Here is a 16,075-nt window from a genome sequence, read left to right on the forward strand (position 1 = left end):
TAAGTTGAGGCAGGCGGCACTGCTTCAGTCAAAGGCTGGCGGAGGAAGTTTCAAACAACACGCTCACTGTCCCGGCATACTCACCCTTTACATAACCACTGTCGGGCCTTATGGCATTAAAGGTAATGGGAAGTTCCTTGCCAACTTTAGCATCTTCCGCGCTCATGACCTCCGTGGCCGTCAACGCCAACTGTTTACCCCCAACAGAGATCATAAGATCAATCTTCTCGTCGGTTTGCGGGTCTTGCAGCGCTGCTGTGTACAGCAGGTGGGCCTGAATAGCGCCGACATCACTCTGTGCCGAGAACCTTTCACTGACCGCCTTGAAGTCTTCGCGCTCCGGCTCATATTCAAGCGTCACGCCTTTATCCAGCCAGTCCCCTATGGGGGCCACTGAAAACTCATTCCCGGGAATGACCGCCGTCACTGAAATATTCTGACTGATCGGCGCAGGGGCGGACGCGACAGCAGCACCGGCAAACAATGCAAGGAACGGGACAGCCAATACATAGGATTTCACATCAAACTTCCTTTAACGGTTGCACAACAAATAGCGGGCACACTGGAGCACCCGAATGGAATTGCGAATCAGGGCGCCCCTGTTTCGAACATCAAGGTGGCTTGCGTGACATAGGTGCCGGGTATGCGAGTCGACGACGCTTCCGGCATCGGATAGAACCTGAATTGAATGCTTTTTCCCTGAGCGGCTTCAGCAGCACTGACGATTTCAACCGGTGCCGTGCCCATTCTTTTGCGATTCAACATGATGTGGTATCGACGGGGCGCTTCTCCACCGCCCACCCGGGTAAACCGATACTCCGAACGGTCGGTTTTCGCGTAGATCGGGCCGTAGGTACTTTTTACAAACACCTCTTTTTCAATTTGCTTGAAGACACCCCGATCCGGGTCATATTCAGCCTGAAGTACGTCTTCCCACCAACTGTCAACCGAGTTCACCTGAAATTCAGGAACCGACACGACAGCCTGGACACTGATGTCCTGCTTCCTTCGCCCCGGCAGCGCCCGCCACGCCAAGGAGAGCGAAGGTGATCAAACAGCGTAACTTCATTGAACATTCCCCAAATGTGCCGGCATCTATAGATGCCCTTACGACATGAGGAAACTTTATGGGCAGGGCCTAACTCTGTATGTAGGCTGTTTCTGACTGCATAAAATAAAAAACGCCCCGACAGGCGGGGCGTTTTCAATGCAAGGGGTTGACGTTAGTGCGAGACCGCCCCGCTGGCACCCAGGCCAGTCTGCGAACGCACGAACTGCGGGAAGAACAGCGCGCGCTCATCCTCAGCTGCCTTGGACTTGTCGGTGACCGAGAAGAACCAGATGCTGACGAAGGCAATGGCCATCGAGAACAGCGCCGGGTACTCGTACGGGTAGATGGGCTTCTCGTGGCCGAGAATCTGTACCCAGATGGTCGGGCCAAGGATCATCAGCGTCACCGCACTCACCAGGCCCAGCCAGCCGCCGATCATGGCGCCGCGGGTGGTCAGCTTCTTCCAGTACATCGAAAGCAGCAGTACCGGGAAGTTGCAGCTGGCGGCAATGGAGAACGCCAGGCCGACCATGAAGGCGATGTTCTGTTTCTCGAACAGAATCCCCAGGCCAATCGCCAGCACACCCAGGGCGACAGTGGTGATCTTCGATACGCGGATCTCGTCCTTGTCGTTGGCTTTGCCCTTGCGCCAGACGCTGGCATACAGGTCGTGGGACACCGCCGAGGCACCGGCCAGGGTCAGGCCAGCCACCACCGCCAGGATGGTGGCAAAGGCCACCGCCGAGATGAAGCCGAGGAACACACTGCCACCCACCGCATTGGCCAGGTGCACCGCAGCCATGTTGTTGCCGCCCAGCAGAGCGCCTGCCGCGTCCTTGAAGTCCGGGTTGGTGCTGACCAGCAGGATCGCACCAAAGCCAATGATGAAGGTGAGGATGTAGAAGTAGCCGATGAAGCCGGTGGCGTACAGCACGCTCTTGCGCGCTTCCTTGGCATCACTGACGGTGAAGAAGCGCATCAGGATGTGCGGCAGGCCGGCAGTACCGAACATCAGTGCCAGGCCCAGGGAGAATGCCGAGATCGGGTCCTTGACCAGGCCGCCGGGGCTCATGATCGCCTCACCCTTGGCGTGTACCTTGATCGCTTCGGTGAACAGCGTGTTGAAGTCAAAGCCCACGTGCTTCATGACCATCAGCGCCATGAAACTGGCACCGGACAGCAGCAGCACAGCCTTGATGATCTGTACCCACGTAGTGGCCAGCATGCCACCGAACAGCACGTACAGGCACATCAGGATACCCACCATGACCACCGCTACATGGTAGTCCAGGCCGAACAGCAACTCGATCAGCTTGCCGGCGCCGACCATTTGCGCGATCAGGTAGAACGCCACCACCACCAGCGAACCGGAGGCCGACAGGGTGCGGATTTCCTTTTGCCCGAGGCGGTACGAGGCCACGTCGGCAAAGGTGTACTTGCCCAGGTTGCGCAGGCGTTCAGCAATCAGGAAAAGAATGATCGGCCAGCCGACCAGAAAACCGATCGAGTAGATCAGGCCGTCATAACCCGAGGTGAACACCAGCGCGGAAATACCCAGGAACGAGGCGGCTGACATGTAGTCGCCAGCGATCGCCAAACCGTTCTGGAAGCCGGTGATCTTGCCGCCGGCAGCATAGTAGTCCGATGCCGACTTGTTGCGCTTGGAGGCCCAGTAGGTGATGCCGAGCGTGAAGGCGACGAAGGTCACGAACATGGCAATGGCGGAAACGTTCAGCGGTTGTTTCTGCACCTCGCCGGTCAGGGCATCTGCGGCCCACACGGCGGGTGCAAAGGCTCCGCAGGCCAGTACGGCCAGAGCTTTGACAGAGCGAATCATTGTTGCGCCTCCTTCAGGATTTCCTTGTTCAGCTCATCGAACTCGCCGTTGGCGCGGCGCACGTAGATGGCGGTCAGGACGAATGCCGAGACGATCAGGCCGACGCCCAGGGGAATGCCCCAGGTAATCGATGACTCAGGACTGAGCTTCGCGCCCAGCACATGAGGACCGTAGGCGATCAGGAGGATGAAGGCGCAGTAAAGGCCGAGCATGATCGCCGAGAGAATCCAGGCGAACCGTTCGCGTTTGGTGACCAGCTCCTTGAAACGGGGGCTGTTTTGTATCGAGAGGTAAATGCTGTCGTTCATTGTTTTTGTCCTAGCAGCACAGGTAGGGGAAGAACCCACACCCTTACTTTATGCGGCTGCCGGACGCCAACCAGACGACCTTAGTCTTAGATGCAACGGTGTTTTACCGATTGCGTAACAAAGAAGAGATTTGGCCAGGGGTGGCAAGGGACCGGTTCAGGTTTTGCGGTCGGGCATAAAACCAGCGCTGCCCGCGCGGCGCATCGCGAGCTGCGCTCGCTCCTACGTTTGTTTGGGGCCAGTCATTCCTGTGGCAGGCGCACGCGACCGCCTTGTTTGTGCGACGCGATATTGCGCCATGCGCCAAGGCGTTCGCGCGAAAAACCCACAGGTATAATTGGCCCGAAACAAACGTAGGAGCGAGCGCAGCTCGCGATCCGCCGCGCGGGCGGCGCTCGATCTAACTGGCGTTAAAAAAACAACGTGAAACGCCCAAAGTTACTTGCCAGTCCACTCCTTCACACGATCAGGGTGCTTGGCTACCCAGTCCTTGGCTGCTGCTTCAGGTTTGGCCCCTTCCTGAATCGCCAGCATCACCTCGCCAATCTCGTCCTTGGACTGCCAGTTGAACTTCTTCAGGAACTCCGCCACTTCCGGTGCCTTGGTTGCCAGTTCCTTGCTGCCGATGCTGTTAACGGTTTCCGACGCGCCATATACGCCTTTCGGATCTTCGAGGAACTTCAGCTTCCACTTGGCGAACATCCAGTGCGGAACCCAACCGGTCACCGCAATCGACTGGTGCTTGGCATAGGCACGGCCCAGCTCCGCAGTCATCGCAGCGCCCGAGCTGGCCTGCAACTTGTAACTCGTCAGGCCATAGTCCTTGATTGCCTGGTCGGTCTTGAGCATCACACCGGAGCCTGCATCAATGCCGACGATCCTGTCCTTGAAGCTGTTATCGGTCTTGAGGTCGGCGATGCTCACTGCCTTGACGTACTCGGGGACGATCAGGCCGATCTTGGCGTCCTTGAAGTTCGGGCCGTAGTCGACCACGTTGTCCTTGTTCTTGGCCCAGTACTCGCCATGGGTCACCGGCAACCAGGCCGACAACATGGCATCGAGCTTGCCAGTTGCCACACCCTGCCACATGATCCCCGTGGCAACGGCCTGCAACTTCACGTCGTAGCCGAGTTTTTGCTTGATTACTTCGGCAGCCACGTTGGTGGTCGCCACGCTGTCGGCCCAACCATCCACGTAACCAATGCTTACTTCTTTGGCCATAGCCTGTGCAGCGCTCATGGCCATTACCAGGGCGGTGCCCACACCCAGTAAACGTCGCATTTTCTTCAAAGTTGCCATCAAAGCATCCCCTCGTCAGGTCTTGGAGATTGCATCATCTTCCTGCAACACAAGACGACCTGATCCAGCTGCGACCTGTACCCGCCCCATATGCGACAGCACTATGCCATTAGCGCCATCGGCCGGCAGCGGCCTGCGCGATCCTTGCATGCCAAAGGTTTGGCGCCGGGCTACTATCTAACCTTTTGTGCCAGACGATGGACCGCCCGATGCCCAGTTGTAGCCGCCTGTTGTTACCGTTGTACCTGCTTGCCTGCCTGCTGGCCCTGTTCGGGCTGGGGGGGCTCTGGTACGGGCTGGGCAAGCCAGTGCACCTGCCCGATGCGGCCAGCCCTGCACACAAGCTGCAGTGCGCCTCGTACACACCTTTTGACAAAGACCAATCGCCTTACGACCAGCCGTTTCGCCTGCGCCCGGCGCGGATGGACGCCGACCTGGCGTTACTGGCCGAGCGGTTTCAGTGCATCCGTACCTATTCCATGAGCGGTCTTGAGGCAATCCCGGCGCTGGCACGCAAGCACGGTCTGAAGGTGATGCTGGGCGCCTGGGTGAATGCCCACCCGGCCGACACCGAGAAGGAAATCAACCTGCTGATCGCCGCTGCCAACGCCAACCCTGACGTGGTCAGCGCGGTGATCGTCGGCAATGAGACACTGTTGCGCAAGGAGGTGACCGGTGCCCACCTGGCCAAGCTGATCGGGCGGGTGAAGAGCCAGGTCAAGGTACCGGTGACCTACGCCGATGTCTGGGAGTTCTGGCTGCAGCACCCGCAGGTGGCCCCGGCAGTGGACTTCCTGACCATCCATCTGCTGCCCTACTGGGAGGACGACCCGCGTGGCATCGACGAGGCCTTGGCCCACGTCGCCGACGTGCGCCGGGTATTCGGCACACGCTTCGCGCCCAAGGACATACTGATTGGCGAAACCGGCTGGCCCAGCGAAGGCCGCCAACGCGAAACTGCGGTACCCAGCCGGGTCAATGAAGCGCGCTTCATCCGCGGCTTTGTGGCCATGGCCGAGCGCAATGGCTGGCACTACAACCTGATCGAAGCCTTCGATCAGCCATGGAAACGCGTCAATGAGGGCGCGGTGGGCGGCTACTGGGGGTTATACGACGCGGACCGGCAGGACAAGGGTGTGCTCGAAGGGCCAGTGAGCAACCTGCATGACTGGCCGCGGTGGCTGCTGGCCAGTGCCGTGCTGATGGTGATCATGCTGGTGCTGGCCGGGCGCCCCGCTACACCGATGGCGGCCTTGCTGCTGCCATTGCTGGCGGCGTTTGGCGCCGCTTGCCTGGGCCTGTGGGGCGAGTTGATGCGTACCCATGCGCGCTTTGCCGGGGAGTGGTTATGGGCACTGATGCTGGCCGGGCTGAACCTGCTGGTGCTGGCCCATGCGTTGTTGGCGCTGGCGCGGCGAGCCGGCTGGCGTGAGCGCTTGTTCGCCCGGCTGCAGGTGCAAGCTGGCTGGCTGTTGCTGGCGGCGGGCTTTGCGGCGGCGGTGAGCATGTTGGCACTGGTGTTCGACCCACGCTACCGCAGTTTCCCCAGCGCAGCGCTGGCGTTGCCGGCGCTGGTGTATGTGTTGTGGCCGGTGCGGGCGCGGAGGCCGGAGGTGGCGTTGCTGGCGTTCATCGTCGGGGCCGGGGTGGCGCCGCAGTTGTTCGTGGAAGGGCTGGAGAACCAACAGGCCTGGATCTGGGCTGTGGTGAGTGTGCTGATGACAGCGGCGTTGTGGCGGAGTTTGCGGTTACGCCAGGCTTGATTTTTGCGGTGGGGCGGAGATCGAGCGCCGCCCGCGCGGCGCATCGCGAGCTACGCTCGCTCCTACGTTTGTTTCGGGCCAGTCATTCCTGTGGGATTTGCGCGCGTACGCCTTGGCGCATGGCTCGATATCGCGTCGTACGAGAAGGCGGTCGCGCGCGCCTGCCACAGGCGTTACTGGCCAAAAACAAACGTAGGAGCGAGCGCAGCTCGCGATGCGCCGCGCGGGCGGCGCTCGATCTCCGCCCCACCACAAAATCCAAAACGGACACCTGTCAGCCGCACCGCAGCATCGCGAGCTACGCTCGCTCCGTTTGTTTCGGGCCAATCATGCCTGTGAGATCTGTGCGCGAACGCCTTGGCGCATGGCTCGATATCGCGTCGTACGAGAAGGCGGTCGCGCGCGCCTGCCACAGGCGTTACTGGCCAAAAACAAACGTAGGAGCGAGCGTAGCTCGCGATGCGCCGCGCGGGCGGCGCTCGATCTCCGCCCCACCACAAATTCCAAAACGGACGCCTGTCAGCCGCACCGCAATTACCTGACCAGGCGCAACCCCGCCAATACCAGCGCAAACACTGCAATGCTGGCGGTATACAGCACCAGCGCCGGCACCGCGAACACCAGGGCCAGCACCGCCAGCCACCAGCCAGCGCGGCCGGGAGCCACCTGCGCCAGCAGCGCAAGACCCAGCCCGCCCCAGGCCATCACCTGATGGTGAATGCCCAACCCCAGCAGCGAACGCACCTCGCACTGCCAGTACGCCGTCGGCACTGCGCACAGCCCTACCCACTGGCCATCCTCCATCAGGCCGTAACGCACACCATAACTGGCCGCGAGCCAAAGCCCCAGAAACAGCACCAGCAGCACCGTCGGCAGCGAACGAGACATCCTGTTCTCCAATAGCGGTAATCGAAAACGTCCATGATCGCTTATGCCCGTTTCTAAGGCAAAATCACACCCCGGCAGCTATGTTGCAGATAGCAAGTACGCCAAAGGCCACCGCAGCGGGCAACTTTGCCCGCCTGGCTGTGGTCCTAGCCTGCACACTGCTCGACCTTGCGTTCTTTTGGGGGATTAAATGCTTCGATCTTTGCGCCTCGCTGCCCTGCTCGGCAGCCTGCTCATGGCTGTGGCCGCTTCAGCGCGGGATATCGACGCTGCCAGCTATGGCTACCCTTTGACCAACCCGTTCGAGGCGACCATCGCCACCACGCCGCCGGACAAGCGCCCTGACTTGCCAAACGACGATGAAATCAATCAGTCCGACTACAGCCTGAACTTGCGCCCGGAACGTGAGTTCACCTTGCCCGACAACTTCTGGGCCGTGAAGAAGCTCAAGTACCGCCTGGCTCGACAGGATCGCGAAGCGCCGCTGATCTTCATCATCGCCGGCACCGGCGCGCCCTACAGCAGCAGCATCAATGAATACCTGAAAAAGCTGTTCTACAAGGCGGGTTTCCACGTGGTGCAACTGTCATCGCCCACCAGCTATGACTTCATGAGTGCAGCCTCGCGCTTTGCTACCCCCGGCATCAGCCAGGAAGACGCCGAAGACATGTACCGGGTGATGCAGGCCGTGCGCGCCCAGCATCCACGCCTGCCGGTCAGTGATTTCTACCTCACCGGTTACAGCCTGGGTGCGCTCGACGCCGCCTTCGTCAGCCACCTGGACGAAACCCGCCGCAGCTTCAACTTCAAGCGTGTGCTGCTGCTCAACCCACCGGTCAACCTCTACACCTCGATCAACAACCTCGACAAACTGGTGCAAACCCAGGTCAAGGGCATCGACCGCAGCACCACGTTCTACGAGCTGATGCTGGAAAAACTCACCCGTTACTTCCAGGACAAGGGCTACATCGACCTGAACGACGCCCTGCTGTACGACTTCCAGCAGTCGCGCCAGCACCTGTCCAACGAACAGATGGCCATGCTGATCGGTACTTCGTTCCGCTTCTCGGCAGCGGACATTGCTTTTACCTCCGACCTGATCAACCGCCGCGGCCTGATCATTCCGCCGAAGTTCCCGATCACCGAAGGCAGCAGCCTCACGCCGTTCTTCAAGCGCGCCCTGCAGTGCGACTTCGACTGCTACATGACCGAGCAGGTGATTCCGATGTGGCGCGCCCGCACCGACGGCAACAGCATCCTGCAGTTGGTCAACCAGGTAAGCCTGTATGCGCTGGAAGACTACCTGCGCAGCAGTGACAAGATCGCCGTGATGCACAACGCCGATGACGTCATTCTCGGCCCGGGCGACATTGGCTTTTTACGCAAGGTGTTCGGTGACCGACTGACCCTTTACCCCCATGGCGGCCATTGCGGCAACCTCAACTATCGCGTCAACAGTGACGCCATGCTGGAGTTCTTCCGTGGTTAACAAACTCCTCTTCGCCACTGCCCTGCTTGCCGCGGGTCACACCCTGGCCGCCGAAACCGCACCACGAGCCAGCGTGGTCGAGGCCGACCCGCAGGTGATCGGTACCGCGCCCCTGGCGCCTGAAGCCGATGGCTTCCTCGACCCGCTGCGTGAGCTGAAATTCAACCCTGGGCTGGATCAGCGCGAGTTCGAGCGCTCAACCTTGGCGGCGCTTAACGTGTACGACCCGCTGGAGTCGATCAACCGGCGCATCTATCACTTCAACTACCGACTGGACCAATGGGTGCTGCTGCCGCTGGTGAATGGCTACCAGTATGTCACCCCAAGCTTCGTGCGCACGGGGGTGAGCAACTTCTTCAACAACCTTGGCGATGTGCCGAACCTGTTCAACAGCGTGTTGCAGCTCAAAGCCAAGCGCTCGGCAGAAATCACTGCGCGACTGATGTTCAACACCATTATCGGCGTGGGTGGGCTGTGGGACCCGGCGACCAGCATGGGCCTGCCGCGCCAGAGTGAGGACTTTGGCCAGACCCTGGGCTTCTATGGCGTACCCGAGGGGCCGTACCTGATGCTGCCGGTGCTAGGGCCATCGAACCTGCGCGATACCACCGGGATTGTGGTGGACTATGCGGGAGAGCAGGCAGTCAACTACCTGAACGTGGCTGAAGTCAGCAGCGACCACCCGGAAATCTTCGCCCTGCGCGTGGTGGACAAGCGCTATACGACCAAATTCCGCTATGGCCAGCTCAACTCGCCGTTCGAGTATGAAAAGGTGCGGTATGTATATACCCAGGCGCGCAAGTTGCAGATAGCCGAGTAAACCTGCTGCGGCCCTTTCGCGGGTGAACCCGCTCCTACACAGGTATTGGCGCACCCCTTGTCGCGAAAGGGCCCGCACAGACAACATCAAATCGCCAGGAATTCACAAAGCTCGCGCTTCTTGGCCAGGGCATCGCGCCGCCCCAGTTCGATCAGTTCACTGCAATAGCTGGCCTCGAACAGCAAATAGCTCAACACCCCCGCCCCGCTGGTGCGCGTCGCCCCTGGCCCACGTAAAAACAGGCGCAACGCCGCCGGCAACTCACGGCGGTGCCGAGCGGCAATCTCATCCAGCGGCTGGCTGGGCGCCACCACCAGAACATCGATCGGTGCCAACCCCAGGCGCCGGGCATCAAGGTGCGCCGGCAATAGCCCGCTCAAGTGGTTGAGGCGCTGCAGCAGTTCGATATCGTCTTCCAGGCTGTCAATGAACGTACTGTTGAGCAGGTGCCCGCCGATCTGCGCCAGGCTCGGTTGCTGCCCGCTGAACACACGTTGGGGCGGCACCGGTGGCGCTGGCCGCTGCGGGTTTCCGCTGACCCCGACCACTAGCACCCGGCTGGCGCCCAGATGCAAGGCCGGGCTGATCGGCGCCGACTGGCGCACTGCACCGTCGCCATAATATTCACCGCCCAGTTGCACCGGGGCGAATAGCAGCGGAATCGCCGCGCTGGCCAGCAGGTGGTCGATGGTCAGCGGTGCGGGTACACCAATACGCCGGTGACGCAGCCAGGCCTCGATGGTGCCGCGGCCCTGGTAGAAGGTCACCGCCTGGCCAGACTCGTAGCCAAAGGCGGTCACCGCCACGGCGCGCAGTTGCTCGGCGGCCAAGGCGTGGCCGATACCATCCAGGTTCAGGTGCGTTTGCAGCAGGCTGCGCAACGGACTGCTGTCGAGCAACGCCACAGGGGCCTGGCCACCCAGCCCCAGCAGGTTGTGGCCGACGAAACGGCTGGCCTGGCGCACGACCCCGGGCCAGTCGCTGCGGATGACCAGATGGCTGCGGAAATTCTGCCAGAAGGCAGTGAGCCGCTGCACGGCGTCGTTGAAGTGCACCGCACCACTGGCCAGGGTGACAGCGTTGATGGCCCCGGCGGAGGTGCCAACAATGACCGGGAACGGGTTGTGCGCGCCGGCGGGCAGCAACTCGGCGATGCCCGCCAGCACGCCGACCTGGTAGGCGGCGCGGGCGCCGCCGCCAGAAAGGATGAGACCGGTTACCGGGGGTGGAGCCATGGAGTCCTTCCTGGGGTCAAGGTGCTTTCATGCCCGGCTTCTTCGCGGGTAAACCCGCTCCCACAGGGCCCCGCAATATGCAGAACCTGTGGTAATCCTGCAGGAGCGGGTTTACCCGCGAAGAGGCCAGGCCTGCTTACAAGGTTCAGCGCTTTTTCTTGTCATACAGCCGCGGCGACCCTTCGGGCCGCGACTTGAAACGGCGGTGCGCCCACAGGTACTGCTCGGGGCACTCGCGCAATACGCTCTCGACCCACTGGTTGATGCGCAGGCAATCGGCCTCTTCGCTTTCCCCGGGGAAATCCGCCAGCGGCGGGTGGATGACCAGCCGATAGCCGCTACCATCCTCCAGGCGCTTCTGGGTGAACGGAATCACCTGCGCCTTCCCCAACCGGGCGAACTTGGTAGTGGCCGTTACCGTCGCTGCCGGGATGCCGAACAGTGGCACGAAGATACTTTGCTTGGCGCCATAGTCCTGGTCCGGTGCGTACCAGATCGCCCGGCCCGAACGCAGCAGCTTGAGCATGCCGCGCACGTCTTCACGCTCCACCGCCAGCGAGTCGAGGTTGTGCCGCTCGCGGCCGCTGCGCTGGATGAAATCGAACAGCGCATTGCCATGTTCGCGGTACATGCCGTCGATGGTGTGCTGCTGGCCGAGCAGCGCGGCGCCGATTTCCAGGGTCGTGAAGTGCACCGCCATGAGGATCGCGCCCTGCCCCGCCTGCTGGGCGGCTTGCAGGTGCTCAAGGCCCTCGATATGGGCCAGGCGCGCCAACCTGGCCTTGGGCCACCACCAGCTCATGGCCATTTCGAAGAAGGCGATGCCGGTTGAGGCAAAGTTGGCCTTGAGCAAACGCTGCCGTTCGTCGACCGACAGCTCCGGGAAGCACAGTTCCAGGTTGCGCGCGGCAATGCGCCGACGTTCACCGGCAAAGTGATACATGACAGCGCCCAGCGCGGCACCGATTTTCAGCAGCACCCGGTACGGCAACTGGACTACTAGCCACAGCAGGCCCAGGCCCAGCCACAGGCCCCAGAACTTGGGGTGAAGGTAATAGGGACGAAAACGCGGGCGTTCCATTGAAGCATCCGGAAAGACAAAGGCCGCGCATTCTACAACGGATCAGCGCATGTTGCGGGCAACCGGTGTTCTCGTTATAAGTCAGGGCACTTTTTTCGCAACAAGCCGTCTATGCAGACCATGAGCCCAAACCACACACCCGACACCGCCTCCGTGTTCCAGCTCAAGGGCAGCATGCTCGCCATTACGGTACTGGAACTGGCACGCAATGACCTTGAAGCCCTCGACCGCCAGTTGGCGGCCAAAGTCGCCCAGGCCCCGAACTTCTTCAGCAATACACCGCTGGTGCTGGCGCTGGACAAGCTGCCGGCCGACGAAGGGGCGGTCGACCTGCCCGGCTTGATGCGAATCTGCCGCCACCACGGCCTGCGTACCTTGGCCATCCGCGCCAACCGCATCGAGGACATCGCCGCCGCCATCGCCATCGACCTGCCGGTGCTGCCGCCGTCAGGGGCCCGCGAACGGCCGCTGGAGCCAGAGCCCGAGGTGGTCAAAAAGCCCGAACCGGCCCCGGCGCCACCACCGCCCCCCGAACCCGAGGTGCGCCCGACCCGCATCATTACTTCGCCAGTACGCGGTGGCCAACAGATCTATGCTCAGGGGGGGGACCTGATTGTTACCGCCTCGGTCAGCCCAGGTGCGGAACTTCTGGCCGATGGCAACATCCATGTGTACGGCGCCATGCGCGGCCGCGCCCTGGCCGGCATCAAAGGCAACACCAAGGCGCGTATCTTCTGCCAGCAGATGACCGCCGAAATGGTCTCGATCGCTGGCCAGTACAAGGTCTGCGAAGACCTGCGCCGGGATCCACTGTGGGGTACCAGCGTGCAAGTCAGCCTGTCTGGTGACGTGTTGAACATCACCCGTCTTTAACGGATACTTGCCAGCATTTTTAGAGCAACTTTTTTACCGTTGCCTTTATTTAGCTATTTCAGTTTTTTGCAGGGACAAGTGTCCCGACTATTTTTAGGGGTGAAACACCTTGGCCAAGATTCTCGTGGTTACTTCCGGCAAGGGGGGTGTGGGCAAGACCACTACCAGCGCCGCCATTGGTACCGGCCTCGCACTGCGCGGCCACAAGACCGTCATTGTCGACTTCGACGTGGGCCTGCGTAACCTCGACCTGATCATGGGCTGCGAACGCCGCGTGGTGTACGACTTCGTCAACGTGGTCAACGGCGAAGCCAACCTGCAGCAGGCCCTGATCAAGGACAAGCGCCTCGAGAACCTGTACGTGCTGGCCGCCAGCCAGACCCGTGACAAGGACGCGCTGACCCAGGAAGGCGTGGAAAAGGTACTGATGGACCTGAAGAAAGACTTCGAGTACGTCATCTGCGACTCGCCGGCCGGTATCGAAAAAGGTGCCCACCTGGCCATGTACTTCGCCGACGAAGCTATCGTGGTAACCAACCCGGAGGTTTCTTCGGTACGTGACTCCGACCGCATGCTGGGCATTCTGTCGAGCAAGTCGCGCCGCTCCGAAAACGGCGAAGAGCCGATCAAGGAGCATCTGCTGATCACCCGCTACCACCCAGAGCGCGTCGTCAAGGGTGAAATGCTGAGCGTGGCCGACGTCGAAGAAATCCTGTCGATCAAGCTCAAGGGTGTGATCCCGGAATCGCAGGCCGTCCTCAAGGCGTCCAACCAAGGTATCCCGGTCATTCTCGATGACCAGAGCGATGCCGGCCAGGCCTACAGTGATGCGGTCGACCGCCTGCTGGGCAAAGAGAAGCCGATGCGCTTCATCGATGTACAGAAGAAGGGATTCTTCGAGCGCATTTTCGGGAGCAAATAAACCATGAACCTTTTTGACTTCTTTCGTGGCAGACAGAAACAGTCCAGCGCGTCGGTAGCGAAAGAGCGTCTACAGATCATCGTGGCGCACGAGCGCGGCCAACGCAGCGAGCCGGACTACCTGCCCGCGCTGCAGAAAGAACTGCTGGAAGTGATCCGCAAATATGTGAACATCGGCAACGATGACGTGCATATCGAACTGGAAAACCAGGGCAGCTGCTCGATTCTGGAGCTGAACATCACCCTGCCGGATCGCTGATCCGCGTAGTCGACAATTTGGGGCTGCCTTGCAGCCCTTCGCGGGCAAGCCCGCTCCTACAGGGGAATGCATATCCTTTGTAGGAGCGGGCTTGCCCGCGAAGGGCCGCAAAGCGGCCCCAGCGTTTACTGCTATTTTCGTGAGACCTGTAATGCCGCTGTCGAATGTCCAGATCCTCTTCGAAGACGCCGCCATCCTGGTGATCAACAAACCGACCCTGCTACTGTCGGTCCCTGGCCGTGCCGAGGACAACAAGGACTGCCTGATCACCCGCCTGCAGGAAAACGGCTACCCCGATGCGCTGATCGTGCACCGTCTGGACTGGGAAACCTCCGGCATCATCCTGCTGGCACGCGATGCCGACAGCCACCGCGAGCTGTCGCGCCAGTTCCACGACCGTGAAACCGAAAAAGCCTACACCGCACTGTGCTGGGGCCAGCCGGCGCTCGACAGCGGCAGCATCGACCTGCCGCTGCGTTACGACCCACCGACCAAACCACGGCATGTGGTGGACCACGAGCAGGGCAAGCACGCCCTGACCTTCTGGCGTATCGTCGAGCGCTGCGGCGATCACTGCCGGGTGGAGCTGACACCGATTACCGGGCGTTCGCACCAGCTGCGCGTGCACATGCTGTCGATCGGGCACCCGCTGCTGGGTGATCGGTTATACGCCAACCCGCAAGCCCTGGCAGCTCATGAGCGGCTTTGTCTGCATGCCTCGATGCTGAGCTTTACCCACCCGGTGTCCGGGCAGCGGTTGAAGTTCGAGTGCCCGGCACCGTTCTGATTTCGCAGGGCCTGTACCAGCCTCTTCGGCTAAAGCCGCGCCCACAGGTACCGCGCCGCTCTCAGGGGCTGTGTTATACCTGTGGGAGCGGCTTTGGCCGCGAAGATGCAGACACCAATTGTCGACATTGTGCGTTAAACTCGCGCCACTGCTGTCTGGAGTGAGCTATGCGCGATGCACTGAATACCGGCCTTATCGACTTTCTCAAGGCCTCCCCCACGCCCTTCCACGCCACCGCCAGCCTGGTCCAGCGCCTTGAGGCGGCCGGCTACAAGCGCTTGGACGAGCGCGACAGTTGGGACCCCGAGGGCGGCGGCCGCTACTACGTCACCCGCAACGATTCTTCAATCATCGCCATCAAACTGGGCACGCAGTCGCCGCTGCTCAGTGGCATCCGCATGGTCGGCGCCCACACTGACAGCCCGTGCTTGCGGGTCAAGCCTCAGCCCGAGCTTCAGCGCCAGGGCTTCCTGCAACTGGGCGTGGAAGTGTATGGCGGCGCGTTGCTGGCACCCTGGTTCGACCGCGACCTGTCGCTGGCCGGCCGCGTCACCTACCGCCGTGACGGCAAGGTCGAAAGCCAGCTGATCGACTTCAAGCTGCCAATCGCGATCATCCCCAACCTGGCGATCCACCTGAACCGCACCGCCAACGAAGGCTGGGCGATCAACCCGCAGAACGAACTGCCCCCCATCCTCGCCCAAGTGGCTGGTGACGAGCGCATCGACTTCCGCGCCCTGCTCACCGAGCAACTGGCCCGCGAGCATGAATTGATCGCCGACGTGGTGCTGGACTACGAGCTGAGCTTTTACGACACGCAGGACGCCGCGCTGATCGGCCTGAATGGCGACTTCATCGCCGGCGCCCGCCTGGACAACCTGCTGTCGTGCTACGCCGGTTTGCAGGCCCTGCTGGCCGCCGATAGCGACGAAACCTGTGTGCTGGTGTGCAACGACCACGAAGAAGTCGGCAGTTGCTCGGCCTGCGGTGCCGATGGCCCGATGCTGGAGCAGACCCTGCAGCGCCTGCTGCCCGATGGCGACACCTATGTGCGCACCCTCCAGCGCTCGCTGATGGTGTCGGCCGACAACGCCCACGGCGTGCATCCCAACTACGCCGACAAGCATGACGGCAACCACGGCCCCAAGCTCAACGCCGGGCCCGTGATCAAAGTGAACAACAACCAGCGCTACGCCACCAACAGCGAGACTGCAGGGTTCTTCCGCCACTTGTGCATGGCCGAGGAAGTACCGGTGCAGAGCTTCGTGGTGCGCAGCGACATGGGCTGTGGCTCGACCATCGGGCCGATCACCGCCAGCCACCTGGGTGTGCGCACGGTGGATATCGGTTTGCCGACATTTGCCATGCATTCCATTCGCGAGCTGTGCGGCAGCCATGACCTGGCGCACCTGGTGAAGGTACTGACCGCGTTCTACCGTAGCCGCGAGCTGCCTTGATGCAAGC

Annotated in this window: 16 protein-coding genes; 8 read left to right on the forward strand and 8 right to left on the reverse strand. The window is 61.4% G+C overall.

Annotation, left to right across the window (positions count from 1 at the left end):
• Nucleotides 1-28: 28 nt before the first annotated feature.
• The 5 genes from ACE4QZ_RS20565 to ACE4QZ_RS20585 all read right to left on the reverse strand — a co-directional run bounded on the left by ACE4QZ_RS20565 (nt 29) and on the right by ACE4QZ_RS20585 (nt 4,495).
• The gene (locus tag ACE4QZ_RS20565) at nt 29-520 is read right to left on the reverse strand and encodes a CS1 type fimbrial major subunit (protein WP_021782464.1); all 492 of its coding nucleotides are present in this window, start codon (nt 518-520) and stop codon (nt 29-31) included.
• A 68-nt stretch (nt 521-588) separates the two neighbouring features.
• Nucleotides 589-978 (reverse strand): hypothetical protein, encoded by a 390-nt coding sequence (locus ACE4QZ_RS20570; RefSeq protein ID WP_410480161.1) that lies wholly within the window; start codon nt 976-978, stop codon nt 589-591.
• Between the two features lie 245 nt (nt 979-1,223).
• The gene (locus ACE4QZ_RS20575) at nt 1,224-2,888 is read right to left on the reverse strand and encodes a cation acetate symporter (RefSeq protein WP_021782466.1); all 1,665 of its coding nucleotides are present in this window, start codon (nt 2,886-2,888) and stop codon (nt 1,224-1,226) included.
• Nucleotides 2,885-3,196 (reverse strand): DUF485 domain-containing protein, encoded by a 312-nt coding sequence (locus ACE4QZ_RS20580; protein ID WP_010952786.1) that lies wholly within the window; start codon nt 3,194-3,196, stop codon nt 2,885-2,887. The genes ACE4QZ_RS20575 and ACE4QZ_RS20580 overlap by 4 nt, the downstream gene beginning before the upstream one ends.
• Nucleotides 3,197-3,634: 438 nt before the next feature.
• Nucleotides 3,635-4,495 carry a glycine betaine ABC transporter substrate-binding protein gene (locus tag ACE4QZ_RS20585; RefSeq protein ID WP_021782468.1) on the reverse strand — a complete coding sequence of 287 codons (861 nt, stop codon included), beginning with the start codon at nt 4,493-4,495 and terminating at the stop codon, nt 3,635-3,637.
• A 197-nt stretch (nt 4,496-4,692) separates the two neighbouring features.
• On the opposite strand from ACE4QZ_RS20585, the gene ACE4QZ_RS20590 reads away from it, so the two are divergent.
• Nucleotides 4,693-6,258 carry a beta (1-6) glucans synthase gene (locus tag ACE4QZ_RS20590; RefSeq protein ID WP_410480162.1) on the forward strand — a complete coding sequence of 522 codons (1,566 nt, stop codon included), beginning with the start codon at nt 4,693-4,695 and terminating at the stop codon, nt 6,256-6,258.
• Nucleotides 6,259-6,792: 534 nt separating this feature from the next.
• On the opposite strand, the gene ACE4QZ_RS20595 is transcribed toward ACE4QZ_RS20590, so the two are convergent.
• Nucleotides 6,793-7,146, reverse strand: a complete 354-nt coding sequence (locus ACE4QZ_RS20595) for a hypothetical protein (RefSeq protein ID WP_021782470.1) — start codon at nt 7,144-7,146, stop codon at nt 6,793-6,795.
• A gap of 190 nt (nt 7,147-7,336) precedes the next feature.
• On the opposite strand from ACE4QZ_RS20595, the gene ACE4QZ_RS20600 reads away from it, so the two are divergent.
• Together ACE4QZ_RS20600 and ACE4QZ_RS20605 are read left to right on the forward strand one after the other, a co-directional pair.
• Nucleotides 7,337-8,635 carry a serine protein kinase PrkA gene (locus ACE4QZ_RS20600; RefSeq protein ID WP_021782471.1) on the forward strand — a complete coding sequence of 433 codons (1,299 nt, stop codon included), beginning with the start codon at nt 7,337-7,339 and terminating at the stop codon, nt 8,633-8,635.
• Nucleotides 8,636-8,708: 73 nt separating this feature from the next.
• A complete protein-coding gene (locus ACE4QZ_RS20605) occupies nt 8,709-9,455 on the forward strand; it encodes a VacJ family lipoprotein (protein ID WP_374755685.1) in 747 nt (248 codons plus the stop codon).
• A gap of 86 nt (nt 9,456-9,541) precedes the next feature.
• Here the strand turns inward: ACE4QZ_RS20605 and ACE4QZ_RS20610 are convergent, their stop codons facing one another.
• On the reverse strand, nt 9,542-10,690 hold the full coding sequence (locus tag ACE4QZ_RS20610) for a patatin-like phospholipase family protein (protein ID WP_410480163.1): 1,149 nt from the start codon (nt 10,688-10,690) through the stop codon (nt 9,542-9,544).
• A gap of 145 nt (nt 10,691-10,835) precedes the next feature.
• Entirely contained in the window at nt 10,836-11,771 is a 936-nt protein-coding gene (locus ACE4QZ_RS20615; protein ID WP_103469326.1) for a lipid A biosynthesis lauroyl acyltransferase, read from the reverse strand.
• A gap of 111 nt (nt 11,772-11,882) precedes the next feature.
• Between ACE4QZ_RS20615 and minC the strand changes: the two genes are divergently transcribed.
• From minC to ACE4QZ_RS20640, 5 genes are all read left to right on the forward strand, one after another.
• The gene (gene minC, locus ACE4QZ_RS20620; RefSeq protein WP_021782475.1) at nt 11,883-12,644 is read left to right on the forward strand and encodes a septum site-determining protein MinC; all 762 of its coding nucleotides are present in this window, start codon (nt 11,883-11,885) and stop codon (nt 12,642-12,644) included.
• A 109-nt stretch (nt 12,645-12,753) separates the two neighbouring features.
• The gene (minD, locus tag ACE4QZ_RS20625; protein ID WP_003252574.1) at nt 12,754-13,566 is read left to right on the forward strand and encodes a septum site-determining protein MinD; all 813 of its coding nucleotides are present in this window, start codon (nt 12,754-12,756) and stop codon (nt 13,564-13,566) included.
• Nucleotides 13,567-13,569: 3 nt separating this feature from the next.
• A complete protein-coding gene (gene minE / locus ACE4QZ_RS20630) occupies nt 13,570-13,824 on the forward strand; it encodes a cell division topological specificity factor MinE (RefSeq protein ID WP_021782476.1) in 255 nt (84 codons plus the stop codon).
• A 151-nt stretch (nt 13,825-13,975) separates the two neighbouring features.
• A complete protein-coding gene (locus tag ACE4QZ_RS20635) occupies nt 13,976-14,611 on the forward strand; it encodes an RluA family pseudouridine synthase (RefSeq protein ID WP_019436776.1) in 636 nt (211 codons plus the stop codon).
• Nucleotides 14,612-14,778: 167 nt separating this feature from the next.
• Nucleotides 14,779-16,068, forward strand: a complete 1,290-nt coding sequence (locus ACE4QZ_RS20640) for a M18 family aminopeptidase (protein WP_021782477.1) — start codon at nt 14,779-14,781, stop codon at nt 16,066-16,068.
• The last annotated feature ends 7 nt before the right edge of the window (nt 16,069-16,075 follow it).

The organism is Pseudomonas sp. DCA-1 (assembly GCF_046523955.1).
GTDB classification, from domain to species: domain Bacteria; phylum Pseudomonadota; class Gammaproteobacteria; order Pseudomonadales; family Pseudomonadaceae; genus Aquipseudomonas; species Aquipseudomonas putida_Y.

Excerpts from the sequence above, each read along its gene's own strand:
- ACE4QZ_RS20575 (WP_021782466.1), bottom strand. The coding sequence starts at position 2,888 with ATGATTCGCTCTGTCAAAGCTCTGGCCGTACTGGCCTGCGGAGCCTTT.
- ACE4QZ_RS20580 (WP_010952786.1), bottom strand. The coding sequence starts at position 3,196 with ATGAACGACAGCATTTACCTCTCGATACAAAACAGCCCCCGTTTCAAG.
- ACE4QZ_RS20585 (WP_021782468.1), bottom strand. The coding sequence starts at position 4,495 with ATGGCAACTTTGAAGAAAATGCGACGTTTACTGGGTGTGGGCACCGCC.
- ACE4QZ_RS20590 (WP_410480162.1), top strand. The coding sequence starts at position 4,693 with ATGGACCGCCCGATGCCCAGTTGTAGCCGCCTGTTGTTACCGTTGTAC.
- ACE4QZ_RS20595 (WP_021782470.1), bottom strand. The coding sequence starts at position 7,146 with ATGTCTCGTTCGCTGCCGACGGTGCTGCTGGTGCTGTTTCTGGGGCTT.
- ACE4QZ_RS20600 (WP_021782471.1), top strand. The coding sequence starts at position 7,337 with ATGCTTCGATCTTTGCGCCTCGCTGCCCTGCTCGGCAGCCTGCTCATG.
- ACE4QZ_RS20610 (WP_410480163.1), bottom strand. The coding sequence starts at position 10,690 with ATGGCTCCACCCCCGGTAACCGGTCTCATCCTTTCTGGCGGCGGCGCC.
- ACE4QZ_RS20615 (WP_103469326.1), bottom strand. The coding sequence starts at position 11,771 with ATGGAACGCCCGCGTTTTCGTCCCTATTACCTTCACCCCAAGTTCTGG.
- minC (WP_021782475.1), top strand. The coding sequence starts at position 11,883 with ATGCAGACCATGAGCCCAAACCACACACCCGACACCGCCTCCGTGTTC.
- minE (WP_021782476.1), top strand. The coding sequence starts at position 13,570 with ATGAACCTTTTTGACTTCTTTCGTGGCAGACAGAAACAGTCCAGCGCG.
- ACE4QZ_RS20635 (WP_019436776.1), top strand. The coding sequence starts at position 13,976 with ATGCCGCTGTCGAATGTCCAGATCCTCTTCGAAGACGCCGCCATCCTG.
- ACE4QZ_RS20640 (WP_021782477.1), top strand. The coding sequence starts at position 14,779 with ATGCGCGATGCACTGAATACCGGCCTTATCGACTTTCTCAAGGCCTCC.